Here is a 21,989-nt window from a genome sequence, read left to right on the forward strand (position 1 = left end):
TGTTCCGCGCTGGCAGAGAATGACTATGCGGCGCGCGAAACGCCTCGATTCGGCGCAAAACGCATCCCGGCGCGACCACTCACCAAACGTCAACAGCCCCTAGGTAGAACCACTTCAACAAGGCTTCGTCGCTCGGAAATGAGCTGCGACTCTTGGTGAGCTTGCTGCGGAAAGACAGCGACTACTTCTTTCTGAAGATCAAAGCCGCGTCCCCCGGTCATCGGGGATGAACCAAAAAAAAAGCCCGCTAGGGGCTTTTTTGATAGCAGCGATAATTTAGAGAGGCTGAATGCCGGATGCTGCCGGACCCTTTTGGCCCATGGCTCTGGTAAAGCTCACTTTTTGGCCTTCATTCAGCGATTTGAATCCATCGGCGCGAATTTCAGAAAAATGAGCGAACAGATCATCACCACCATTGTCCGGGGTGATAAAACCAAAACCTTTTGCGTCGTTGAAAAATTTAACGATACCGGTTTCCATAATTTACTCCTTGTGTCAGTAAGGGCAATAAAATTGCCGAAAAGCATGATAATCAAGGAATAGATAAGGAAACAATGAAGACCAACTGGGTGGGCAACGCGGTGTCGATAGATATGACGCTTGAAGATCCTGCTACCTCACATAGTGCACAGATTACTTTTCAATTGTCAACAAGATTTGTCATCTTGAAAAATGTAGGCTGACCGCATCCACGACGAATTGCATAAATAATTTTAAAATTCATTGAAACTGGCTAGGGGCTGTTGACGTTTGGTGAGCGGTCGCGCCGGGATGCGTTTTGTGACGAATCGAGGCGTTTCGCGCGCCGCATAGTTATTCTCTGCCAGCGCGGAACAACGAAGAGTCGGCGCGAAAGGCGCCCGGCCCTGCGGGTTTGGCGAAACGCAAACGCGATCCACTCACCAAACGTCAACAGCCCCTAGGTCTCTATCTTATTTGCGCACGGGAAAAGTGTTTTGGTGATGTCTATCATCAGTCGAATTATTGTACGCCGCGACGATGGAAAATGCCTTTTCATTGCTGTATGGCAGCAAAACTTGGGTGGCATAATGGATATGCATCCGACAAGAAGCGATGAAAACAAAAAAGCCCTGATTGCTCAGGGCTTTGATGCGTTCTGCTGGCGGAGAGGGAGGGATTCGAACCCTCGGTACGCTTGCACGTACGCCTGATTTCGAGTCAGGTACATTCGACCACTCTGCCACCTCTCCAGCGGTCAGTCGAGGTGCGCATTATGGTTTGAAGCGGTTTTCCTGTCAATACCCGGTTGCAGCTTATTGCGGGCAAACCCCACCCTACTTGGCCAGCCTAGTCGACGCGCCAGTCCCGAGCCAGTTGCCGCGCCGCGGCCAGCGCCCTCTCCTTGGTTGCATCCCGGCGCTTGCCGCCTCGCCAGGCCATCACCACCCGCCAGCGCCCCAGCTCCGGTTCGGCCAGATCCAATTCGTGGAGCAGTCCCTGCGCCAGCTCTTCCCGGACCGCCAACCTGGGCACGAACGCCACGTAGCCATGCCACAAGGCCAGGTCGCGCGCCGCCGTCGCCGGCTGCAGCAGATGGATCGGGCTGTTGGACTGACGCAGCGGCCGCAAGCGCCTGACCAAGTCCTCCGCCGCATCTCCCCAGCGCTGCGGCGCCAAGGGATGAGCGGCAAGCTCGCGCAAGGAAAGGCCGCGCTCGCCCGCCAAAGGATGTGTGGCGCAGACCACGGCCACAATCGGCGACTCGCCCAGCGCTTCCTGCGCTATGCCGGAAACCGCAGGCCGTTGCAGCACGAATCCAATGTCCAGCGTTCCCGCCAACAGCTGCTGCAGAATTTGCGGCGAATGGTCGGTATCGCAACGGATTTCCAACGGCGCGTCCGCCAGTTTGCGCAATAGCGGGCCGAATATCACTCCGGCCAGCGAAGGCAGGCAAGCCAGCCTCAATTTGGGCAGGCCCTGCCCCACGCTCAACTGCTCCCGCCCATCGGCCAAGGCCTCCAGCGCGGTGCGCGCGGCAGGCAAAAAGGCCAGGCAAGCCGCTGTCGGTTCCGCGCCACGACGATGGCGGCTGAACAGGCGGGTCCCCAGCGACGACTCCAGCTGCGCGATGCGCTGGCTGACCTGCGGCTGCGTCCAGCCATGCTTTGCCGCGGTCTGGCTGAAACTGCCCAGCTCCGCCGCGTCGAGCAGCAATTGCAGATCGCTCAAGACAATAGCCATAACCAAAATCCATACCAAAAATCACCAGATAACGTCTTCCATGATATCTAAATCATCACGACAATGACATTTCATTCTTATGGAGACGCCCCCATGCGCTATCTCGAAACCGAAAGACTCATTTTGCGCGCCGTGACAACAGAAGATACCCAAGCTTTGTTCGACATCTACGGCGACCCGGCCACCAATCTCTACAACCCCAATGGCCCCTACCCTAGCCTGGAATATGCTCGACAACGAATGGCCAGCTGGCTGGAGGGCTGGGCAGCGGATGGCATCGGACAGTGGGCTGTAGAAAAAAGAGAGGCGCCGGGCCATGTGATCGGCTTTGGTGGACTATCCTATAAGGACTACGGCGGCGAAATGCGCTTGAATCTGGGCTACCGTTTCGCCACGTCGGCCTGGGGCTGCGGTTATGCCAGCGAAACGGCCCGCGCGGCTATAGGGTTTGCATTCGGAGAGAGGGCGCGAGAGGCGATTTACGGCATGGTGCGGCCGGCCAATCTGCAATCGATCCGCGTGTTGGCCAAGCAGGGTTTTCGACAGATTGGACAACTGTCGGATGTGCCCGGCCATCCGCCGTCACAGGTCTTTATGCTGAGCCGAGACGACTACGCCAGAGAGTGCGGAAAATGAAAAACCCGCCGGGGGCGGGCTTTTTTGGAATACGACTATCAGCTCGCCGCGCGGCGAGACTGGCCCAGAACCCAATTAGGCGTTCTGGATATTAGACGCTTGCTTACCTTTCGGACCGGACACCACTTCAAAGCTTACACGTTGACCCTCTTTCAGAGTCTTGAAGCCTTGCATGTTGATGGCCGAGAAGTGAGCGAACAGATCTTCGCCGCCTTCATCCGGAGTAATAAAGCCGAAGCCTTTTGCGTCATTGAACCACTTCACGGTACCAAATGCCATTTAACTTCCTTGCAAAAAAAGGCTGGTGAAGCCGACCAACTTAGAGCTTAATAGAGTGACAGAACTTGCTGGATCGCAAAATGCCAAACAGTTAAGCCAAGCACCAGCTGCATTTCTACGCAACCCGGGCGACGACGTCAAGTGATAGCGGTCTTACGGCCCCCCTTGAAAAAAAGTCAGAGGGAACCAAAATTGAAGTAAGGCACCGTTTCCATGAAAGTCGACATGTCCACCTCGGTCAAAGACGATGCCCAGCTTGAGGCGTCACGGGTTAGGGAAAACCCTCCACCGATGTATAAGGTGTTGTTATTGAACGATGATTTTACCCCGATGGACTTCGTGGTGCAGGTTCTCCAGCAGTTCTTCCATATGAACAGAGAGAAGGCCACACAAATCATGCTGCAAGTCCACACGCAAGGTCACGGCGTGTGTGGCGTTTATACCAAAGACGTGGCTGCAACGAAGGTCGAGCAGGTGTTGCAATATGCGAAAGCGCATCAGCATCCGCTTCAGTGCGTAATGGAGGAAAACTGATGATTGCCCAGGAGCTTGAAGTAAGCCTGCACATGGCGTTCATGGACGCACGGCGCAAGCGCCACGAGTTCATCAGCGTGGAGCATCTGCTGCTCGCGATGACCGACAATCCGTCGGCCGCAGAGGTGTTGCGAGCCTGCGGGGCGAATATCGACCAACTCAAAAAACAACTGTCCGACTTCATCGACGAGCACACGCCCACCGTGCCCGGCGAGACCGAGGTCGAGACGCAACCCACCCTCGGCTTCCAGCGGGTGATTCAACGCGCCATCCTGCACGTGCAGTCGTCGGGCAAGAAAGAAGTGTCCGGCGCCAACATCCTGGTCGCCATCTTTGGCGAAAAGGATTCGCACGCGGTGTATTACCTGCACCAGCAGGGCATCTCGCGCCTGGATGTCGTCAACTTCATCTCCCACGGCATCACCAAGCAGCGGTCGCAGCAGCAGCCGCAGGAGCCGCGCGACAATAGCAACAGCGACGCGGACAGCGAGGAGCAGGTCACCGGTCCGGGCGGGGCGCTGGAGAACTACACCCAGAACCTCAACCAGATGGCGCGCGACGGCAAGATCGATCCCTTGATCGGCCGCGAGCAGGAGCTGGAGCGGACGGTGCAGATCCTGTGCCGCCGCCGCAAGAACAATCCGCTGCTGGTCGGCGAGGCCGGTGTCGGCAAAACCGCCATCGCCGAAGGCCTTGCGCGCCGCATCGTCAATGGCGAGGTGCCGGAGATTTTGTCCAAGTCCACCGTTTACGCGCTGGACATGGGCGCCCTGCTGGCCGGCACCAAGTACCGCGGCGATTTCGAACAGCGGCTAAAGGCCGTCATCAAGCAGTTGACCGATGACACCAACGCCATCCTGTTCATCGACGAGATCCACACGCTGATCGGCGCCGGCGCGGCCTCGGGCGGCACGCTGGACGCGTCCAACCTGCTGAAGCCGGCCCTGTCCAACGGCAGCCTGCGTTGCATAGGCGCGACCACATACAACGAGTACCGCGGCATCTTCGAGAAGGACAACGCGCTGTCGCGCCGTTTCCAGAAGATAGACGTGACCGAGCCTACCGTGCAGCAGACGGTGGAAATCCTGAAGGGGCTGAAATCCCGCTTCGAGGCCCACCATGGCGTCAAGTACACGCAATCGGCCCTGTCCACCGCGGCGGAGCTGTCGGCGCGCTACATCAATGACCGCCACCTGCCGGACAAAGCCATTGATGTGATCGACGAAGCCGGCGCGGCGCAGAAGATTCTGCCGAAGTCCAAGCAGAAGAAGGTCATCAACAAATCGGAAATCGAGGAGATCGTCGCCAAGATCGCCCGCATTCCACCGAAGACCGTCTCCAGCGACGACAAGAACGTGCTGAAGAATCTGGAGCGCGACCTGAAGAACGTCGTGTTCGGCCAGGAAAAAGCCATCGAAGGACTGGCCAGCGCGATCAAGATGACGCGCTCCGGCCTGGGCAACCCGCAGAAGCCGATCGGATCGTTCCTGTTCTCCGGCCCCACCGGCGTCGGCAAAACCGAACTGGCGCGCCAGCTGGCCTACATCCTCGGCGTCGAGCTGATCCGCTTCGACATGTCCGAGTACATGGAGCGCCACGCGGTGTCCCGCCTGATCGGCGCGCCTCCGGGCTATGTCGGTTTCGAACAGGGCGGCCAGCTGACGGAAGCCATCAATAAGCATCCGTACACCGTGCTGCTGCTGGACGAGATCGAGAAGGCGCATCCGGACATCTACAACGTCCTGCTGCAGGTGATGGACCACGGCACGCTGACCGACAACAACGGCCGCAAGGCGGACTTCCGCAACGTGGTGCTGATCATGACCACCAACGCGGGCGCGGAATCGCTGTCCAAGCCTTCGCTGGGCTTCACCCAGACCAAGGCCGCGGGCGACGAGATGGGCGACATCAAGAAGATGTTCAGCCCCGAGTTCCGCAACCGCCTGGATGCCATCATCCCGTTCGGCATGCTGGACGAGCAGATCATCCTGCAGGTGGTGGACAAGTTCCTGATGCAGCTGGAGCAGCAACTGTCGGAGAAGCATGTCGACATCCACTTCACCGACGAGCTGCGCCAATACCTGGCGAAGAACGGCTTCGATCCTCTGATGGGCGCGCGTCCGATGGCACGCCTGATTCAGGACACGCTGCGCAAAGCGCTGGCGGACGAGCTGCTGTTCGGCCGTCTGGTGGCCGGCGGCGAGGTGACGGTGACGGTCATTGACGGCAAGGTGGAGCTACAGTTCGACCAGGACGCCCTGGCCGCCGCCGAACCGGCCTGATGCTAGGCTGCTCTTTCAAGCAAACGCCCGCGCATGCGGGCGTTTTTGTTTGGCGCGCTCGCCCCGGCATCAACCGCGCGGATGATGGCGCGCATGCAGTTGCTTTAGCCGCTCCCGCGCCACATGGGTATAGATCTGGGTGGTGGAGATGTCGGCGTGGCCCAGCAGCAGCTGCACCACGCGCAGGTCGGCGCCGTGATTGACCAGATGGGTGGCGAAGGCGTGCCGCAGCACGTGCGGGCTGACCTGGGACAGGCCCTGGCGGCCGGCGTATTGCGAAATCAGATGCCAGGCCATCTGCCGCGTCATCCCGGCCTTGCGCTGCGTGACAAACAGAGCGTCGCAGGGATGGCCGGCCAGCAGCAGCGGCCGCGCCTGTTTCAGGTAGCGCAGCAGCCAGTCCTGAGCGATTTCGCCCAAGGGCACCAGCCGTTCCTTGCTGCCCTTGCCCACTGTCTTGACCACGCCGTCCAGCAGATTCAGCTGGTTCAGCGTCAAGCCCACCAGTTCGGACACCCGCAGGCCGCTGGCGTACAGCACCTCCAGCATGGCGCGGTCGCGCAGGCCCAGCGGCGTCGCCACGTCCGGCGCGGCCAGCAAGGCCTCGACATCGACTTCGGACAGGGACTTGGGCAAACGCTGGCCCTGCTTGGGCGAGGCCAGATTGGCGCTGGGATCATCCTGCCGCTGGCCGCTTTGCAGCAGGTATTGGTAATAACGGCGCAAGGCCGAAGTCAACCGGGCGCGGGTGGCCGGCTTCTCGCTGCCCGCGCCGATCAGCATCGCCCGCTCCAGCTCGTCCCGCCCGGCCCGCTCCAGCGACGCGCCCAGCTCAGCCAGCCGGGCTGCCAGCTTGGACAGGTCGCGGCGATAGGCCGCCAAAGTGTTGTTGGATAGCCCGTCGGCCAGCCATAACTGGTCGAGAAAGGCGTCGATGCTGTCCTTATCCGAGTTCATGCCGCAGCAGCCATCGCTTGATGTCCAGCGTTTCATCGCCGGTGGATTGGTTGAAGCCCCCAAGCCCCGCGCTGGCCACCACGCGGTGGCACGGCACGATGATGGGGATGGGATTGCGGCCGCAAGCGCCGCCGACGGCGCGCGGCGACGACGCGAGCGCCTGGGACAGGTCGAGATAACGCCGGGTCTGGCCGCAGGGGATGGCGGCAATCTGCTCCCATACCCGCAACTGATAGGGCGTGCCGTGCAAGCGGTAAGGCACAGTGAAGGCGTGGCGCGCATCGGCGTAATGGGCGTCCAGCTGCTTGGCCACTTCGGCCGCCAAACTCCCCGCAGCCGGCGCCTGCAAGGCCGCACCCGCCGGCAGGAAACGCAGTTCGACCAGCTCGCCGTCTCGACAGGCCACGCCCAGCCGTCCAAATGGCGCGGCGATCACGGCGCTGTATTCCATCGCATCCCCCCCTGAAACGAAAAAAGCGCAAGGCCAGGCCTTGCGCTTTGATGATAGCGGCGGTCGCCGACAGGATTAACCCTGCTTGCGAGCCGGCAGCTTTTCCTTGATGCGAGCGGACTTGCCGGTGCGGCCGCGCAGGTAGTACAGCTTGGCGCGACGAACGTCACCGCGACGCTTCACTTCAACAGAAGCCACCAGCGGGGAGTAGGTTTGGAAGGTACGCTCAACGCCTTCGCCGGCGGAGATCTTGCGCACGGTGAACGCGCTGTTCAGACCGCGGTTACGCTTGGCGATGACCACGCCTTCGTAAGCCTGCAGACGCTCGCGGTTGCCTTCCTTTACCTTCACCTGAACCACTACGGTGTCGCCCGGGGCGAATTCCGGCAGGGTCTTGCCCAGGCGTGCGATTTCTTCTTGCTCGAGTTTTTGGATCAGATCCATGATTTACTCCGATTTGTTCTGGACATCTTGTTCCTGCTGGTACTCCGCCAGCAGCCGAGATTCCTGTTTTGTCAAAATACGGTCTTTCAGCAGTTCGGGCCGACGTTGCCACGTGCGTCCCAGCGACTGCTTCAGCCGCCATTTGGCGATCAGGGCATGATTACCGGACAACAGCACATCCGGCACCCGCATGCCTCGATACTCTTCGGGTCGGGTATAGTGCGGACAGTCCAGCAGACCATCCACAAATGAGTCTTCGTACGCCGATTGCGCATCGTTGAGCACGCCCGGCAACAAGCGCACCACCGCATCCGCCAGCACCATCGCCGGCAATTCGCCGCCCGACAGCACGTAGTCGCCGATGGAAATTTCCTCGTCGACTTGCGTGGCGATCAACCGCTCATCTATGCCTTCGTAGCGGCCGCACAGCAGTATCAGGCCAGGCCTTTGCGACAGCTCCACCGCCTTGGCGTGCGAGAGCCGCGCGCCCTGCGGCGACAGATACACCACATGGCTGCTCTCGGCGCCGGCTTCGCGCTGGCGCGCGCGCGCGGCGGCAAGGGCCTGCTCCAGCGGTTCGATCTGCATCACCATGCCGGGACCGCCGCCATACGGCCGGTCATCCACCCGACGATAGTTGTCGTGGGTGAAATCGCGCGGGTTCCAGGCATGGAACTGCCACAAGCCCAAGTCAAGCGCCCGCTGGCTGACGCCAAAGCGGGCGATCGAGTCGAACATCTCGGGGAACAGCGTTACCGCGTCGATCTGCATCAGTAATCCAGACCCCAGTCCACCAGGATGCGGCCTTCGGCCAGCAGCACCTCCAACACGTATTGATCCACGAAGGGGATCAGCCTTTGGCCGTGCTCACCCTTCACCACCAATACGTCGTTGGCGCCGGTTTCCAGCAGCGTTTCCACCGTGCCCAGCGTCTCGCCCTGCTGGTTGACGACTGCCAGACCGATCAAATCGTTCCAGTAGTATTCGCCTTCGCCAGCTTCGGGGAGTTCGCTGCGCGGCACGGCAATCTGCATGCCGCGCAACGCTTCCGCTGTGTCGCGCTCGTCGACGCCTTCCAGCTTGGCCGCCAGGGCCTTGGGCTGAACGGCGCCGTTTTCGAATGCGTACGGCTTCCAGCTGCCGTTTTTGCCCAACCACCAGGTCGGGTAATCAAACAGGCTGTCAGCGTATTCGGTATCGGCGTGGATTTTCACCCAGCCCTTAATACCGAAGGCGCCGCGCACAAAGCCCATTACTACGAGATCTTCGTCGCGCATGCGCCCAAATCCGTCTTGATGTTGGATAGCCGGATTAAGCGGCTACGACCTTCTGCTCTTTCAGCAGCTTGGCAACGGAGTCGGACAGCTGGGCGCCAACGCCTACCCAGTAGTTCAGACGGTCCATGGTGAAGCGGACGCGTTCTTGCTTCTCGTTGGCTACCGGGTTGTAGAAGCCAACGCGCTCGATGAAGCGACCGTCACGACGGTTACGGGAATCGGTCACCACGATGTTGTAGAACGGACGGTTCTTGGCGCCGCCGCGTGCCAGACGAATCACTACCATTGTCGATTGTCCTTGAAAAAAACTGGATATAGAAAAGCCCACGATTTTAGGTCAGTTTTCCCTTATCTTGCAAGCGCTTAATGCAAGACTGTATCGGATAGACCGCTCAGAGCGGCTTCAACACCAGCGTCAACGCCCTGTCTTCGGGGTGCGGCTCCACGCTAAACCCCAGTTTATGCATCAGTTTCAACATGCCCTTGTTGCCGGCCAGCACTTCGCCGCGCATCAGCTTCAGGCCCTGCTCGCGCGCCGCGTCGAACAAGGCCTGCATCAATAGATTGCCTATGCCGCGCCCCTGCCAGTCATCCGCCACTTCCAGCGCGAACTCGCAGGCCTCGTTGTCGGGGTCGGTGATGAAGCGGGCCACCGCCAGCATCTCCTCCCCCGCCTCGCCTTCCCGCGTCATCGCCAGCGCCATTTCGCGGTCGTAGTCGAGCTGGGTGAAGCGGACCAGCATGCTCTGCGACAGCTGCTTGATGCTGGAAAGATAGCGGTTGTAGCGGCTTTCCTCAGACAGGTTGCGGACGAAAGCCTGCTGCATGTCGGCGTCTTCCGGCCGCACCGGGCGGATCATCACCGGCGTGCCGTCATGCAACTTGGCGCACACCACCATATGCGTGGGGTAAGGCATGATGGCCATGTGGCCGTAGCGTTTGCGCTCGGCGCCCGCCGGCTGCACCACGATGCGGGCATCCAGCGCGATCACGCCCTTCTCGTCCGCCACCAGCGGGTTGATGTCCAGCTCGCGGATCTGCGGCAGCTCGCATACCATTTCCGACACTTGCAGCAAGACATGGCGCAGCTCGTCCACGTCCACCGGCGGCAGGTTCTTGAACGGCCCCAGCAACTGGCCGATGCGGGTCTGGCTGATCATGCTGTCCACCAGATAATCGTTCAGCGGCGGCAGCGCCAGCGCCAGGTCGTGCATGACTTCCACCGCGATGCCGCCGGCGCCGAACGCCACCACCGGACCGAAGGCGGCGTCGTGAGCCACCCCCACCATCACCTCGCGGGCGAAGCGCCGCTTGCGCATGGGCTGCACCGATACGCCCTCGATGCGCGCGTCCGGCCGCGCCTGCCGCGTGCGGCTGATGATGCCGTCAAAGGCCGCGCGCAAGGTGGCCTCGTTGCTGATGTTCAGCTCCACGCCGCCCACATCGCTCTTATAGATGATGTCCGGCGAATCGATCTTCAGCACCACCGGATAGCCTATCGCCTCGGCCTGGCGCACCGCCTCGTCGGCTTTGCGCGCCAGGGTGGTGGGATTGACCGGGATATGAAAGGCCGCCAGCACCTGCTTGGATTCGCGCTCGGACAGGATTTCCCGCCCTTCGGCCAGCGCCGCGTCTATCACCTTGCGCGCCGCCGCCACGTCGGGATCGTCGCGCTGGCCCTCCAGCGGCCCCGGCGTCTGCAACAGCAGCTGCTGGTTGTGCTGATAGGCCGCCAGATGGCGGAACACCTCGATGCCGTACTCCGGCGCGCTGAAGTGCGCGCATTTGGCCTTGGAGAACAGCTCGCGGCTTTCCGACACCTTGGCGTCGCCCAGCCAGGACAGGAACAGCGGCTTAGCGGTCTCGCGCTGCAGGCCTATCATCAATTGCGCGGTGGTCAGGTGATCGGTGCCGGCCTGCGGCGTGAAGATCACCATCACGCCGTCCACACCCGGATCATCGACACAGGCCTTCACCGCGGTGCGGAAGCGCATCGGACTGGCGTCGCCGATGATGTCCAGCGGATTGCCATGCGACCAGTTGCGCGGCAGCACGCTGTCCAGCAGCTTCATGGTGCCCTCGCTCAGCTTGGCCAGCTCCACGCCGCAATCCACGGCGCTGTCGGCCGCCAGCAAGCCCGGCCCGAAACCGTTGGTCACGATGGCCAGCCGCTTGCCGCCGACGCGGTAATTGGCCGCCAACACCTTGGCGGCGGTGAACAATTGGGCGATCGACGACACCCGCAGCACGCCGGCGCGCGCCAGCGCGGCGTCGAACACATCGCCGCTGGCCACCAGATTGCTGGCGTGGGTGCGGCCGCCGGCATCGTTCTCGAAACGGCCGGACTTGATCACCACCACCGGCTTGGTGCGGGCGGCCGCGCGCAGCGCCGACATGAAGCGGCGGGCATCGTAGATGTGGTGAACATGCAACAGAATGCCCTGGGTGGCGTTGTCGGCCACCAGGTAGTCGAGAATTTCGCCGAATCCAACATCCAGCGCCCCGCCCAGCGACACCACGCTGGAAAAGCCGATCTCCTTGCTGTCCGCCCAGTCCAGCATCGCCGCGCACAGCGCGGACGACTCCGACACCAGCGCCAGATTGCCCGGCCTCACCTTGCCGTTGTAATTGCTGGCGTTGAAGCCGGCCACCGGCCGCATCAGGCCCAGCACATTCGGGCCGAGCAGACGGATGCCGAAGTGGCGGGCGATGGACAGCGCCTCGTTGATCAGTTCCTGCTCCAGCTGTTCGCTGTCGGAAAACTCCTTGGCCAGCAGCACGGCCTTGACGCCCTTCTTGCCGCAATCCTTGACGATGCCCGGCAGCGAACGTATCGCCGTCGCCACCACGGCCAGGTCTATCGGCTCCTCGATCTGCCGCACCGAAGACACCGCCGGAATGCCGCCGACCACCTTGTGGTTCAGATTGACCGGGAACAGCTTGCCCTGAAAGGAGCCGGCCAGCAGATTGGCGAAGACGGCCTGGCCGATGGAGCCGGGACGATCGCTGGCTCCGACCACGGCGACAGTGCGCGGGGAAAACAGCGGGGTCAGATAATGTGGCCTCATGCGTGCGTGTCCTCGGAAACAATATCAATCAGTAGCGCCCTGCCGGCAGGCGCCGGCTGCACTGCAAGATTACGTGATCCATGCGAAATGCGCGCGACAGCATCGGCTGCCGAAACGGAAAGGAAGGACGGCGTGGCCGCCGTCATGCGGCGGCGCCCAGCCCTTCCCATCATGCAGAGCAAACCTGCGCGTCATATTGACCTCCGGCAAACCATACACATGTGGGTAAGCTGGTCCGCAACGGTTGAATTTCGCCGCCGGCCATACCGAGCTAGTGGCGCAGCCTTTACAATATTGCTAACCTTTACAGTTTCGCAATAAACGTATTTTGCGCCGCAGCACGCAACCGGCCGGGAAACCCTCGGCCAGGCAGGAGCCGACACACCATGACGAAACGCGTCGTCACACTCGCTCATTATTACACCCAGCCGGAAATCCAGCAGATGGCCGACAAGGTGGGTGACAGCCTGGAACTGTCGCTGTACGCCAAGGAAGCCCAGGCCGACATCATCGTGTTCGCCGGCGTGCGTTTCATGGCCGAGACCGCGAAGATCCTGAACCCGGAAGCCACGGTGATCCTGCCGGACGCCGGCTCCACCTGTTCGCTGGTGACGCAAACCGACGTCGTCGAGCTGACCCAGTGGCGCAAGCGTTACCCGGACCATGTCCACGTCGCTTACATCAACTCCAGCGCCGAGCATAAGGCAGTGTCCGACTGGATCGTCACCAGCCGCAATGTCGACGACATCATCGCGCATCTGTATGCCGAAGGTAAGAAAGTCATTTTCTCGCCGGACCGCAATATGGGCGGCTACCTCAACGACCAGTACGGCTACGACATGCCGCTGTGGTCCGCCGTGTGCGAAGTGCACGACAAGTTCAACGAGGCCGCGCTGAACGAGGCCTTCGCCGCCGCGTCCGGCGACAAATACCTGATCGCCCACCCGGAAAGCCCGCTGCCGGTGCTGAAGAAGGCCGATTATGTCGGCTCCACTTCCGGCATGCTGAACTGGGTGAAAAACTACCAGGGCAATGCCAAGGCGGTGATCTTCGTCGCCACCGAGGACGGCATCCTGTACAACATGGGGCTGGCCCGCCCGGACCTGGACCTGCGCCAGGCGCCGATCTATGCCGGCTGCCAGTGCAACTCCTGTCCTTACATGAAGATGAACAGCATCGAAGCGGTCAAGCGCGCACAGCAAGGCGAAGGCCTGGTGATCGACTACCTGAGCCCCGAACAGATGGACGCCGCGCGCGTGCCGATCGAACGCATGCTGGAATTCAGCAAACGCTACTACGCCTGAGCCAGGCCGCACAACCCGCCCGACGCGGGTTTTTTTACGGGCCGCCGCCGCCGCGCGGCACTATTCGCTGTCATGATGGCGGCGCTACAATCACGCGATGAATACGGAAAGACAGTATGAAGTTTCTGCTGAGCAACGATGACGGCTACGCCGCCCCTGGCCTCGCCATGCTGGCCCAAACGCTGAGACGTTACGGCGAGGTGGTGGTCGTGGCGCCGGACCGCGACCGCAGCGGCGCCAGCAACTCGCTGACGCTGGACCGCCCGTTGACGGTGCGCTCGGCGGACAACGGCTTTTACTACGTCAACGGCACGCCCACCGACTGCGTGCATCTGGCGGTGACCGGGCTGTTGGATTTCAAGCCTGACATGGTGTTCACCGGCATCAACCACGGCCCCAATATGGGCGACGACACGCTGTATTCCGGCACGATGGCGGCCGCCACCGAAGGCTTCATGCTGGGCATCCCGTCCATCGCGGTTTCGCTGGCCGGCCATAGCGGCAAGCATTTCGCCAGCGCCGGCAAAGTGGTGGAACAATTGGTCGAACGTTGCCTGGAACAGCCGTTGACCCAGCCGGTTCTGCTGAATGTGAACGTTCCGGACGCGCCGCCGGAACAACTCGGCGCGATGCAAGTAACGCGGCTGGGACGCCGCCACGCCGCGCAGCCGGTGATCAAATCTCAGAATCCTCGCGGCGAGACGATATACTGGGTAGGGCCGGTCGGCGCAGTGCAGGATGCCGGGGCCGGAACCGACTTCGGCTGCATTGCGGCGAACCAGCCCTCGGTGACGCCGCTGATGCTGGATCTGACCGCCTACGGGCAATTGGACAGGATTTCCACATGGCTTCACCGCTGACACAGAACAGCCAGGCTTACGGCATGCTTTCCGAGCGCACGCGCCGGCGCATGACCGACCGTCTGCGCCAGCATGGCATCGCCGATGAGCGAGTGCTGACCGCCATGCATGAAGTGCCTCGCCATCTGTTCGTCGATCAGGCCCTGGCCACCCGCGCCTACGACGATGTGTCGCTGCCCATCGGCCACGGCCAGACCATCTCGCAACCGCTGACGGTGGCCCGCATGACCGAACTGCTGATCCAGGGGCGCCCACCCGGCAAGATCCTCGAGATCGGCACCGGCTGCGGCTACCAGACGGCGGTGCTGCTGAAGGCAGGCGCCGAAGTCTATTCAGTGGAACGACTGGGCACGATTCTGGACCAAGCAAGACGCAATCTGCGCGCCGCCAAACTGGTTCACGCCCGCTTGGTGCACGGCGACGGCAATACCGGCCTGGCCGAAGCCGCACCCTTCGACGGCATCATCGTCACCGCCGCCGCGCGCGCGGTGCCGACCGCCCTGGTGGATCAGTTGGCCGACGGCGGCAGAATGGTGCTGCCGCTGGGAGACGGCGAGCAACATTTATGGCTGCTGGAGAAAACCGCGCAAGGTTTGCAAAAGACTAGGCTCGATCCTGTGAAATTTGTGCCACTGCTGAATGGACGCAGTTAAAACTGCAAAAACGCAACACTATCACTGTCAGACAATCGAGCAAGACCCCAACTTAAACGCTTCTACACAAAAACATGCTAAAAATGCATTGCAGGTATGCCCATATATTAGCTGCGCTAGCCGCCACCGCATTGGCCGGCTGCAGCAGCATGGTACAGCAGGCGGCGCCGGTGGAATCCGCGGCGCCCTCGACGATAAGCAGCAGCAAGCCGTCTCCGGTAGCAGCCAACGCCAACCATGCGGCCAATACGGAAGCCATGCCCTACCGGGACGCCGGCAACCTGAATATGCAGCCCGTGGGCCAAGCGCCGGCAGCGTCCGCGCCTGCCGCAGGCGAACAGACTTACGTGGTGAAGCCGGGCGACAATCTGTTCCGGATCTCGTTGAACCACGGCTTGAAATACAAGGATGTCGCCGCCTGGAACAACCTGCCGGATACCGGCATCAAGGTGGGACAGGTGCTGCGGCTGACCCCGCCAGGCGGCGATGCAATCCCGGCGCCGGTTACGACGGCGGCAGCGGCGCAGACGGCGCCAGCGGAACCCGCCGCTGCCGCGGCGACCGGCGGCGCGGTCAAGACGTATCCCAAGGCCCTGAAGCTGCCTTACAGCGGCGAAGCGGCCAAGGACATCGCGGCTCAGAGCGAGGGCCGCGCTGGCGTCAAAAACAACGCTCAGGCATCAAGCTCGACCCCTTCCCCCGCCCCGGGGAAAAAGCAGGAAGCCAGCACGGCAGTTGCCGCCGCGCCGGCGCAGGAGGCCAGCGCCCCCGCGGCCAAGCAGGAAGAAGACGCGGTGGCATGGCTGTGGCCGACCGAAGGCAAGCTCATCAAGGGCTTCTCGGAAAACAATAAAGGCATTGAAATCAGCGGGCGCATGGGCCAGCCGGTGCTCGCGGCAGGAGATGGCAAGGTGGTGTACAGCGGGACCGGGCTGCGCGGCTACGGCAAGCTGATCATCATCAAGCACAACAAGACTTTCCTGTCGGCTTACGCGCATAACAGCCAGCTGCTGGTCAAGGAGGGACAGTCTGTCAAGAAAGGGCAGAAGATTGCCGAAATGGGCAATACCGATGCCGACCAAGTCAAGCTGCACTTTGAGGTGCGCCGTTTCGGCAAGCCTGTGGATCCGATGCAGTATCTTGAACACAAGTCCTAGCGGGTAGGCTCTGCCCCCGCCGGGACAAGACAGCGACGGGGGTAGAGACATGAGCAACGAAATCGATATCCTGGACGAGAACGAAATTCTCGATGAGGAAGCCGGCGAAGAAGCCGCAGCGGAGGCCGAAGCCGAAGAAAGCGCGGACAGCACCGCGGTCTTTGAAGACGTGGTCGCCGATGTCACCCAGATTTACCTGAACGACATCGGCAACAACGCGCTGCTGACCCCGCAGGAAGAGCTGGCGCTGGCGCGCCGCGTAGTGGCCGGGGAGTTTGAAGCGCGCCAGAAGATGATCGAGCACAATCTGCGGCTGGTAGTGAACATCGCCAAGCACTACATCAACCGAGGACTGGCGCTGCTGGATCTGATCGAGGAAGGCAATATCGGCTTGATGCACGCGCTGGAAAAGTTCGATCCGGAGCGCGGCTTCCGCTTCTCCACCTATGCCACCTGGTGGATACGCCAAAGCATAGAGCGGGCCATCATGAACCAGTCGCGCACCATCCGGCTGCCGGTGCATGTGATCAAGGAACTGAACGTCTACCTGCGCGCCTCGCGCCACCTGGAAAGCCAGATCGGCCGCGAACCCACGCTGGACGAGATCGCCCACTTGGTCGGCAAACCGGTGGACGACGTGCGCAAGGTGATGAACCTGAACGAGCGCATGGCCTCGCTGGATGCGCCGCTGGACATCGACCCGATGCTGTCCATCGGCGAATCGATCCCGGACGAGCAGCATGAGGAGCCGGAGCTGCAGCTGCACAACAGCCAGCTGGAAACCTTCGTCCACGACTGGCTGGGCCAGCTGAACGAAAAGCAGCGGCTGGTGATCGAACGGCGCTACGGCTTGAACGGCTACGAGATCTGCACGCTGGAAGAGCTGGCCGCCTCGCTGAACCTGACCCGCGAGCGCGTGCGGCAGATCCAGATCGAAGGGCTGGAGCAGTTGCGCCGCATCCTGCGCCGCAAGGGCATCTCGCGCGACTTCCTGCTCTAAGCGCGGCAAACCTCGCTCATCGGCCCGGCCCCATGCCGGGCCTTGTCATTTCCAGCGCCGCGCCTGGCGCAACCAGCGCCGCTCCCGCGCCGCATCGGCCTGCGGCTGGCGATAGCGCAGCTCGACATACTCCTTCACCAGCCGCTGCAGACGAGCAAAATCCTCGCGCGGCAGGCCCTGGGCCGCCTTCAGCAGCTCAATCGGCCCAAGCGCGGGCGAGACTGCGACGCCGCGCTGCGCCAGCCGCTGCCGCAACCTCATCCATCCTTCGGCCAGCGGCGGCTGCCGCGGCCGTCTGCGCCACCACCAAGCCAGCGGCAATAGCGCCAGCGCCATGCCGATCAGCAGGCCGCGCACCACGCTGCCGCCATCGACATCGTCCCCCAGCCCCAGACGCCGGAACAAGCCGCGCTGCCGGGCGGCATCGTAACCGACCACCCATTGCTGCCAGGCGAAATTCGCCGCCTGCCATTGCTGCCGCCAACGCCGCAGCCATTGCGGCGGCAGCGCCGCGCCCGCGCCGTCCGCGCCGCGCAAAGCCGGCAGAGACTGTTCCGCCCCCTGCTCCAGCCGATTCGGAGAAACCGCCGAGGTCGGATCCACTCTCAGCCATTGCCTCTGATCCGCAAGCCAGACCTCAACCCAAGCGTGGGCGTCGGAGGAGCGCACCAGCCAGAAGCGGCCCAACGGATTGTATTCCCCGCCCTGATAGCCGATCACCACTCGCGCCGGCATGCCGGCGGCTCGGGCGAGAAAGGCGAAGGCCGAGGCATAATGCTCGCAAAACCCCTGCCGCGTGCCGAACAAAAACGCGTCCACCGGCTGCTCGCCCAGCAATGGCGGCTGCAAGGTGTAGCGGAAGCCCCCCAGCCGCAGATATTGCAATGCCTCCCGCACAAAGCCGGTTTCGCCGCCGCCACGCTGCCGCAGCTGCCATGCCAGCGCCCGGCTTCTGGCGTTGCCAGCCGGCAGTTGCAGATAAAAGGCGCGTCTGCCGGCCGACAGCGGCTCCGAAAGACGCGCGCCGACCATGCTGAGCAGCCGATAACGCGCCAGATCGTCCTGGCCGCGATCCTGGCGCAGCAAGCCGCCGGGCGCCATATGACTGCCCGGCGTGGCGGCCTGCGGCATCTCCAGCGCCGGCACACGCCCCTGATCGGCGCGCAGCGTCAGGCTGTAAGCCAGTGGACGGCCTCCGGAGATGGCCAGCGGCGATGGCCGCGACTCGGCGGCGCGCAGCCAGCGCCTACCATCAAACGCGTCCAACAGCATCACCCGCCAGTACAGCTGATCCTGGCGCGGCGGCGGCCCATCGAACACCACGCTGAATGCCGGCTCCCGATTCAGAATCAGTTTGCTGATGCTCCCAGGCTCCATATCCTCGCCCAGGCCGCTGCCGGCGGCAGGCTGTTGCCGCGGCATGCTCCACAGCGGCTCCGGCAGGCGCGGCATCATCACGAACAGCACCAGCATGATGGGCAGCGACAATAGCAAGGCCTGCGCCGCGCTGCGCCAGCTGCCGCGCGGCAAGCCGCCCGCCAGCATGGCGGTGGCCCAGGTCAGCAACAGCAAGGCAGCCACCAGCCAAGCCGCCATCAGCAGGGACTGGTTGAACAGCAGCGGCATCGCCGCCAGGAAAAAACCCAGCGCCAACAGCACGCGCCAGTCGCGCAGCGTGGCGGTTTCATAGGCTTTGAACGCCGTCAGCAGCACCAGCAACGCCACGCCGCCCTCGCGGCCGATCAAGGTGCCCAGTTGCAGCCAAGCCCCGCCGATGGAAAGCATCAGCAGCGGCAACAGCAACCAGCGCGACGGCAAGCGCCCAGCGCGACGGGCCAGCCAGCCGCGCCCGAGCAAGGCCGCGCCGCCCAGGGCCATCAACCACAGCGGCAGAAACCATGCCAAGGGCAGCATGACCCAGGCCAATGCCAGCAGCGCCGGTCCATGGCGCATGGCCGGCCCCGCCCCGCTCATTCGCGGCTCCCGAACAAGGCCAGCGCGGCCAGCGCCAGATCGCGTTGCCGCGGCTGCGGACCGATCTCGGCATCGGGCAGGCACAGCCGGTAGCGCTGGCGTAGCCGCTCGCACTGCTCCACCCGCCAGGCCATCCGCGACAATCTCCGTTCCGCGTCCGTCTCCTGGCCGTAATCGCTCCAGCGGATCAGCCGCAGCGCGCTGCACGCCTCGCCGACGAAACGCTTGCTGGCCAAGGTGTCGCGCTGCGCCAATACCTTCCAGGCGATCTGCCGCGGCGTATCGCCATGGCGGTAGGCGTCGAGGTGGGAAAAGTCGTCTCCGCCTGGACGCGCATCGCCGCCCTCCCCGCCATCGCCTTCGCCGGCGCCGCGCGACGCGTCAGGCAAAGGCGCCGGATAGACCAGCGCCCGCGCGTCCAGCCGCAACACTGCCCAGGCGCGGATCAAGCCGAATGGCGCTTCGCTTTGCGCCACGCATGGCGGCAACGCCAGCCAGCCGCGGCGGGTGGTCGGCACCGCCAGCGCCGCCTCGCCGCCATGGCCGTCGAAAACGCAGGGAATGAGAGCATCGTCCAGACCCAAGAGATGCAGCGACAGCTGCCGCGCCTGCGGCTGCGGACTGTCCAGCCGCAGGCGGAAACCGGCAGGGTCGCCGGCGAACACCGGCGCGGCGGCCTCGGCCGACACGATCAGGCCGGACAACTGGCGATAGGCCATCAGCACCGCCACCAGCGCCAGCCCCACGATCCAGAACGCCAAGGCATAGGCCAGGCTGACCTGGTAATTCAGCGCCCCCCCCACACCGCCAGCGCCACCGTCAGCAACAACAAGCCAAAACGGGTAGGCAACAGGTATATCCGGCGCTGCGTCAGTTCGCAGCGCTCTTGCAGCGGCAGCCGCGCCAGCCACCAATGCCGGAAGCGATCACGGAATGGCGACATGGGCGAGCAGCCGCTCCAGTTCCTGCCCGACGTCCACGCCGGACGCCGACTGCAGCCGGTGCGCCGCCACCGGCAGAAAGATCGCCTTGACGTCCTCCGGCAACAGATGATCGCGCCCGGCCAGCAAGGCCCAGCCGCGGGCGGCGGCCACCAGGGCCTGCCCGGCGCGCGGACTCAGCCCGGTGACGAACAGGCCGGGACGCCGCGTGGCTTCCAGCAGCGCCAGCAAATAGTCGGCCAGGGCCGGCGACACCGTCACGGCGGCGGCCTGCTGCTGCAGCGACAGCAGCTCGCCCTGCGACATCACCGCCTGGAATCGCGCCAGCAGGTCGCGCCTATCCTCGCCCATCAGCAGCGCCCGTTCCGCCTCGCGCGGCGGATAACCGAGGGAAATCCGCATCAGAAAGCGGTCCAACTGCGATTCCGGCAAGGGAAACGTCCCCATCTGCTCGCCGGGGTTCTGCGTGGCGATGACGAAAAACGGCGACGGCAACGCATGGGTCTCGCCGTCTATCGACACCTGGCGCTCCTCCATCGCCTCCAGCAAGGCCGACTGCACCTTGGGCGAGGCGCGGTTGATCTCGTCGGCCAGCAGCACTTGGGTGAACACCGGCCCCTTGTGCAGCTCGAAGCGCCCGCCGTCGCGCTGATAGATGCTGACGCCCAGGATATCGGCCGGCAGCAGGTCGCTGGTGAACTGCACCCGGCGGTAATCCAGGCCCAAGACGGTGGCCAGGCCGTGCGCCAGCGTGGTCTTGCCGACGCCGGGGACATCGTCGATCAACAGATGGCCGCGCGCGATCAGACAAGCGAAGGCCAGCCGGATCGGCTGCGGTTTGCCCAGGATAAGCGTGTTCAGTTGCCGGTAGGCAAGGGAGAGAGATTGCATTTGACCCCGGTTGCGCGCAGTATTTATCAAAATCACATATTCGATACCCATTGTAAGCGCGTAGGGAGCGTACGTGTTCAACTGGCTGAAAAACCGCCTGCAGCGCAACGGCCTGACGGCCTACATCACCCATCCCGACTGCCTGCTGCACAATATGGGGGTGGGCCACCCGGAATGCCCGGAGCGGCTGACGGCTATCCGCGACCAGCTGATGGCCTCGCAGATCTTCGACACCCTGCAGGAAGTCGAAGCGCCGGAAGCCACCTATGAACAGCTGGCGCGCGTCCACCCGCCCCGTTACGTCGAATATCTGGAAGCCTGCGCGCCCAGCGTCGGCACCTTCCGCATGGACCCGGACACCGCGATGTCGCCCGGCACGTTGAAAGCGGCCCACCGCGCCGCCGGCGCCGTGGTGAAGGCGGTGGAGCTGGTGGCCGAGGACAAGGCGCCCAACGCCTTCTGCGCCATCCGCCCGCCCGGCCACCATGCCGAGAGCGACAAGGCGATGGGCTTCTGCTTCTTCAACAACATCGCCGTCGGCGTCGCCCACGCGCTGGCCCAGTACAAGTTCGAGCGGGTGGCGGTCATCGATTTCGACGTCCACCACGGCAACGGCACCGAGGAAATCCTGCACGACGATCCGCGCGTGCTGATGGTGTCCACCTTTCAGCACCCGTTCTACCCCTATTGCGGCGACAAACCGCAAGGGCCGAACATGCATAACGTTCCTTTGAAGGCCGGCAGCGGCGGGCGCGAATTCCGCGAGGCGGTGGAAAACGTCTGGCTGCCGCTGCTGCACGACTTCCAGCCGCAGATGCTGTTCATCTCCGCCGGCTTCGACGCCCACCGCGAGGACGATATGGGTTCGCTGGGCCTGACCGAAGCCGACTACGAATGGGTGACGCGCCATCTGCTGCAGATCGCCGACCAATACTGCGCCGGCCGCATCGTATCGGTGCTGGAGGGCGGCTACGATCTGTCGGCGCTGGGGCGCAGCGTGGCCGCCCACATCCGCGTGCTGTCGGAAGGTTGAACGTTGTCTTTATGGCTGGCGACCAACCCTGTTCAGTTCCGATGGC

23 protein-coding genes and 1 tRNA gene are annotated in these 21,989 nt (G+C 63.1%); 9 read left to right on the forward strand and 15 right to left on the reverse strand.

Features of this window, described 5'->3' with window-relative positions:
• Positions 1-276: 276 nt before the first annotated feature.
• From QUG01_RS16425 to QUG01_RS16435, 3 genes are all read right to left on the reverse strand, one after another.
• Positions 277-480, reverse strand: a complete 204-nt coding sequence (locus tag QUG01_RS16425; RefSeq protein ID WP_083338705.1) for a cold-shock protein — start codon at positions 478-480, stop codon at positions 277-279.
• A gap of 641 nt (positions 481-1,121) precedes the next feature.
• A tRNA-Ser gene (locus tag QUG01_RS16430) sits at positions 1,122-1,211 on the reverse strand.
• A gap of 97 nt (positions 1,212-1,308) precedes the next feature.
• Entirely contained in the window at positions 1,309-2,202 is an 894-nt protein-coding gene (locus tag QUG01_RS16435) for a LysR family transcriptional regulator (RefSeq protein ID WP_500831041.1), read from the reverse strand.
• A gap of 93 nt (positions 2,203-2,295) precedes the next feature.
• Here QUG01_RS16435 and QUG01_RS16440 point away from each other — a divergent pair, with 93 nt between their 5' ends.
• On the forward strand, positions 2,296-2,838 hold the full coding sequence (locus QUG01_RS16440; RefSeq protein ID WP_500831042.1) for a GNAT family N-acetyltransferase: 543 nt from the start codon (positions 2,296-2,298) through the stop codon (positions 2,836-2,838).
• Positions 2,839-2,913: 75 nt separating this feature from the next.
• Here QUG01_RS16440 and QUG01_RS16445 read toward each other — a convergent pair whose 3' ends face one another.
• Complete coding sequence (locus QUG01_RS16445; RefSeq protein WP_011137214.1) at positions 2,914-3,117, reverse strand: cold-shock protein; 204 nt, start codon at positions 3,115-3,117, stop codon at positions 2,914-2,916.
• A gap of 225 nt (positions 3,118-3,342) precedes the next feature.
• Here QUG01_RS16445 and clpS point away from each other — a divergent pair, with 225 nt between their 5' ends.
• Both clpS and clpA read left to right on the forward strand, forming a co-directional pair.
• On the forward strand, positions 3,343-3,651 hold the full coding sequence (gene clpS, locus QUG01_RS16450; protein WP_043624381.1) for an ATP-dependent Clp protease adapter ClpS: 309 nt from the start codon (positions 3,343-3,345) through the stop codon (positions 3,649-3,651).
• Positions 3,651-5,933, forward strand: a complete 2,283-nt coding sequence (gene clpA, locus QUG01_RS16455) for an ATP-dependent Clp protease ATP-binding subunit ClpA (protein WP_500831043.1) — start codon at positions 3,651-3,653, stop codon at positions 5,931-5,933. The genes clpS and clpA overlap by 1 nt, the downstream gene beginning before the upstream one ends.
• Before the next feature lie 69 nt (positions 5,934-6,002).
• Here the strand turns inward: clpA and xerD are convergent, their stop codons facing one another.
• The 7 genes from xerD to QUG01_RS16490 form a co-directional block, all read right to left on the reverse strand.
• Positions 6,003-6,890 carry a site-specific tyrosine recombinase XerD gene (xerD, locus tag QUG01_RS16460; protein ID WP_500831044.1) on the reverse strand — a complete coding sequence of 296 codons (888 nt, stop codon included), beginning with the start codon at positions 6,888-6,890 and terminating at the stop codon, positions 6,003-6,005.
• Positions 6,877-7,341: a methylated-DNA--[protein]-cysteine S-methyltransferase gene (locus tag QUG01_RS16465; RefSeq protein WP_500831045.1), complete on the reverse strand. Its 465-nt coding sequence runs from the start codon at positions 7,339-7,341 to the stop codon at positions 6,877-6,879. The genes xerD and QUG01_RS16465 overlap by 14 nt, the downstream gene beginning before the upstream one ends.
• Positions 7,342-7,416: 75 nt before the next feature.
• Complete coding sequence (gene rplS / locus QUG01_RS16470; RefSeq protein ID WP_043624391.1) at positions 7,417-7,785, reverse strand: 50S ribosomal protein L19; 369 nt, start codon at positions 7,783-7,785, stop codon at positions 7,417-7,419.
• Positions 7,786-7,788: 3 nt separating this feature from the next.
• A complete protein-coding gene (trmD, locus tag QUG01_RS16475; protein WP_500831046.1) occupies positions 7,789-8,556 on the reverse strand; it encodes a tRNA (guanosine(37)-N1)-methyltransferase TrmD in 768 nt (255 codons plus the stop codon).
• Entirely contained in the window at positions 8,556-9,062 is a 507-nt protein-coding gene (rimM, locus tag QUG01_RS16480) for a ribosome maturation factor RimM (protein ID WP_500831047.1), read from the reverse strand. The genes trmD and rimM overlap by 1 nt, the downstream gene beginning before the upstream one ends.
• A gap of 34 nt (positions 9,063-9,096) precedes the next feature.
• Positions 9,097-9,348, reverse strand: coding sequence for a 30S ribosomal protein S16 (gene rpsP / locus QUG01_RS16485; RefSeq protein ID WP_011137222.1), 252 nt, complete (start codon positions 9,346-9,348; stop codon positions 9,097-9,099).
• 106 nt (positions 9,349-9,454) lie between these two features.
• Positions 9,455-12,130, reverse strand: a complete 2,676-nt coding sequence (locus QUG01_RS16490; RefSeq protein ID WP_500831048.1) for a bifunctional acetate--CoA ligase family protein/GNAT family N-acetyltransferase — start codon at positions 12,128-12,130, stop codon at positions 9,455-9,457.
• 386 nt (positions 12,131-12,516) lie between these two features.
• Here QUG01_RS16490 and nadA point away from each other — a divergent pair, with 386 nt between their 5' ends.
• From nadA to rpoS, 5 genes are all read left to right on the forward strand, one after another.
• Entirely contained in the window at positions 12,517-13,434 is a 918-nt protein-coding gene (gene nadA, locus QUG01_RS16495) for a quinolinate synthase NadA (protein WP_500831049.1), read from the forward strand.
• Between the two features lie 116 nt (positions 13,435-13,550).
• Positions 13,551-14,294, forward strand: coding sequence for a 5'/3'-nucleotidase SurE (gene surE, locus QUG01_RS16500; RefSeq protein WP_500831050.1), 744 nt, complete (start codon positions 13,551-13,553; stop codon positions 14,292-14,294).
• Positions 14,279-14,947, forward strand: coding sequence for a protein-L-isoaspartate(D-aspartate) O-methyltransferase (locus QUG01_RS16505; protein ID WP_500831051.1), 669 nt, complete (start codon positions 14,279-14,281; stop codon positions 14,945-14,947). The genes surE and QUG01_RS16505 overlap by 16 nt, the downstream gene beginning before the upstream one ends.
• 149 nt (positions 14,948-15,096) lie before the next feature.
• Positions 15,097-16,104 carry a peptidoglycan DD-metalloendopeptidase family protein gene (locus QUG01_RS16510; RefSeq protein WP_500831052.1) on the forward strand — a complete coding sequence of 336 codons (1,008 nt, stop codon included), beginning with the start codon at positions 15,097-15,099 and terminating at the stop codon, positions 16,102-16,104.
• Positions 16,105-16,153: 49 nt separating this feature from the next.
• Positions 16,154-17,104, forward strand: coding sequence for an RNA polymerase sigma factor RpoS (gene rpoS / locus QUG01_RS16515; protein WP_500831053.1), 951 nt, complete (start codon positions 16,154-16,156; stop codon positions 17,102-17,104).
• Positions 17,105-17,149: 45 nt separating this feature from the next.
• Here the strand turns inward: rpoS and QUG01_RS16520 are convergent, their stop codons facing one another.
• The 4 genes from QUG01_RS16520 to QUG01_RS16535 are packed head-to-tail and all read right to left on the reverse strand — an operon-like array spanning position 17,150 to position 20,910.
• Entirely contained in the window at positions 17,150-19,078 is a 1,929-nt protein-coding gene (locus QUG01_RS16520) for a transglutaminase TgpA family protein (RefSeq protein ID WP_500831054.1), read from the reverse strand.
• Positions 19,075-19,881, reverse strand: a complete 807-nt coding sequence (locus QUG01_RS16525; RefSeq protein ID WP_500831055.1) for a DUF58 domain-containing protein — start codon at positions 19,879-19,881, stop codon at positions 19,075-19,077. Before QUG01_RS16525 ends, QUG01_RS16520 begins: the two co-directional genes overlap by 4 nt.
• The gene (locus tag QUG01_RS16530; RefSeq protein WP_500831056.1) at positions 19,866-20,021 is read right to left on the reverse strand and encodes a hypothetical protein; all 156 of its coding nucleotides are present in this window, start codon (positions 20,019-20,021) and stop codon (positions 19,866-19,868) included. The genes QUG01_RS16525 and QUG01_RS16530 overlap by 16 nt, the downstream gene beginning before the upstream one ends.
• The gene (locus tag QUG01_RS16535; protein ID WP_500831057.1) at positions 20,005-20,910 is read right to left on the reverse strand and encodes an AAA family ATPase; all 906 of its coding nucleotides are present in this window, start codon (positions 20,908-20,910) and stop codon (positions 20,005-20,007) included. The genes QUG01_RS16530 and QUG01_RS16535 overlap by 17 nt, the downstream gene beginning before the upstream one ends.
• Before the next feature lie 73 nt (positions 20,911-20,983).
• Between QUG01_RS16535 and QUG01_RS16540 the strand changes: the two genes are divergently transcribed.
• Positions 20,984-21,943: a histone deacetylase family protein gene (locus QUG01_RS16540; RefSeq protein WP_500831058.1), complete on the forward strand. Its 960-nt coding sequence runs from the start codon at positions 20,984-20,986 to the stop codon at positions 21,941-21,943.
• Positions 21,944-21,989 lie beyond the last annotated feature (46 nt).

Source organism: Chromobacterium sp. CCUG 76385 (assembly GCF_059916625.1).

What these genes read in the sequence shown, in the direction of transcription:
- rimM (WP_500831047.1), bottom strand. Translation starts at nt 9,062, where the DNA reads ATGCGCGACGAAGATCTCGTAGTAATGGGCTTTGTGCGCGGCGCCTTC.
- QUG01_RS16445 (WP_011137214.1), bottom strand. Translation starts at nt 3,117, where the DNA reads ATGGCATTTGGTACCGTGAAGTGGTTCAATGACGCAAAAGGCTTCGGC.
- xerD (WP_500831044.1), bottom strand. Translation starts at nt 6,890, where the DNA reads ATGAACTCGGATAAGGACAGCATCGACGCCTTTCTCGACCAGTTATGG.
- trmD (WP_500831046.1), bottom strand. Translation starts at nt 8,556, where the DNA reads ATGCAGATCGACGCGGTAACGCTGTTCCCCGAGATGTTCGACTCGATC.
- QUG01_RS16490 (WP_500831048.1), bottom strand. Translation starts at nt 12,130, where the DNA reads ATGAGGCCACATTATCTGACCCCGCTGTTTTCCCCGCGCACTGTCGCC.
- rpoS (WP_500831053.1), top strand. Translation starts at nt 16,154, where the DNA reads ATGAGCAACGAAATCGATATCCTGGACGAGAACGAAATTCTCGATGAG.
- clpA (WP_500831043.1), top strand. Translation starts at nt 3,651, where the DNA reads ATGATTGCCCAGGAGCTTGAAGTAAGCCTGCACATGGCGTTCATGGAC.
- rplS (WP_043624391.1), bottom strand. Translation starts at nt 7,785, where the DNA reads ATGGATCTGATCCAAAAACTCGAGCAAGAAGAAATCGCACGCCTGGGC.
- rpsP (WP_011137222.1), bottom strand. Translation starts at nt 9,348, where the DNA reads ATGGTAGTGATTCGTCTGGCACGCGGCGGCGCCAAGAACCGTCCGTTC.
- nadA (WP_500831049.1), top strand. Translation starts at nt 12,517, where the DNA reads ATGACGAAACGCGTCGTCACACTCGCTCATTATTACACCCAGCCGGAA.
- QUG01_RS16535 (WP_500831057.1), bottom strand. Translation starts at nt 20,910, where the DNA reads ATGCAATCTCTCTCCCTTGCCTACCGGCAACTGAACACGCTTATCCTG.
- QUG01_RS16435 (WP_500831041.1), bottom strand. Translation starts at nt 2,202, where the DNA reads ATGGCTATTGTCTTGAGCGATCTGCAATTGCTGCTCGACGCGGCGGAG.
- QUG01_RS16440 (WP_500831042.1), top strand. Translation starts at nt 2,296, where the DNA reads ATGCGCTATCTCGAAACCGAAAGACTCATTTTGCGCGCCGTGACAACA.
- QUG01_RS16520 (WP_500831054.1), bottom strand. Translation starts at nt 19,078, where the DNA reads ATGAGCGGGGCGGGGCCGGCCATGCGCCATGGACCGGCGCTGCTGGCA.
- QUG01_RS16505 (WP_500831051.1), top strand. Translation starts at nt 14,279, where the DNA reads ATGGCTTCACCGCTGACACAGAACAGCCAGGCTTACGGCATGCTTTCC.
- QUG01_RS16530 (WP_500831056.1), bottom strand. Translation starts at nt 20,021, where the DNA reads ATGTCGCCATTCCGTGATCGCTTCCGGCATTGGTGGCTGGCGCGGCTG.
- QUG01_RS16465 (WP_500831045.1), bottom strand. Translation starts at nt 7,341, where the DNA reads ATGGAATACAGCGCCGTGATCGCCGCGCCATTTGGACGGCTGGGCGTG.
- QUG01_RS16510 (WP_500831052.1), top strand. Translation starts at nt 15,097, where the DNA reads ATGGTACAGCAGGCGGCGCCGGTGGAATCCGCGGCGCCCTCGACGATA.
- surE (WP_500831050.1), top strand. Translation starts at nt 13,551, where the DNA reads ATGAAGTTTCTGCTGAGCAACGATGACGGCTACGCCGCCCCTGGCCTC.
- QUG01_RS16425 (WP_083338705.1), bottom strand. Translation starts at nt 480, where the DNA reads ATGGAAACCGGTATCGTTAAATTTTTCAACGACGCAAAAGGTTTTGGT.
- clpS (WP_043624381.1), top strand. Translation starts at nt 3,343, where the DNA reads ATGTCCACCTCGGTCAAAGACGATGCCCAGCTTGAGGCGTCACGGGTT.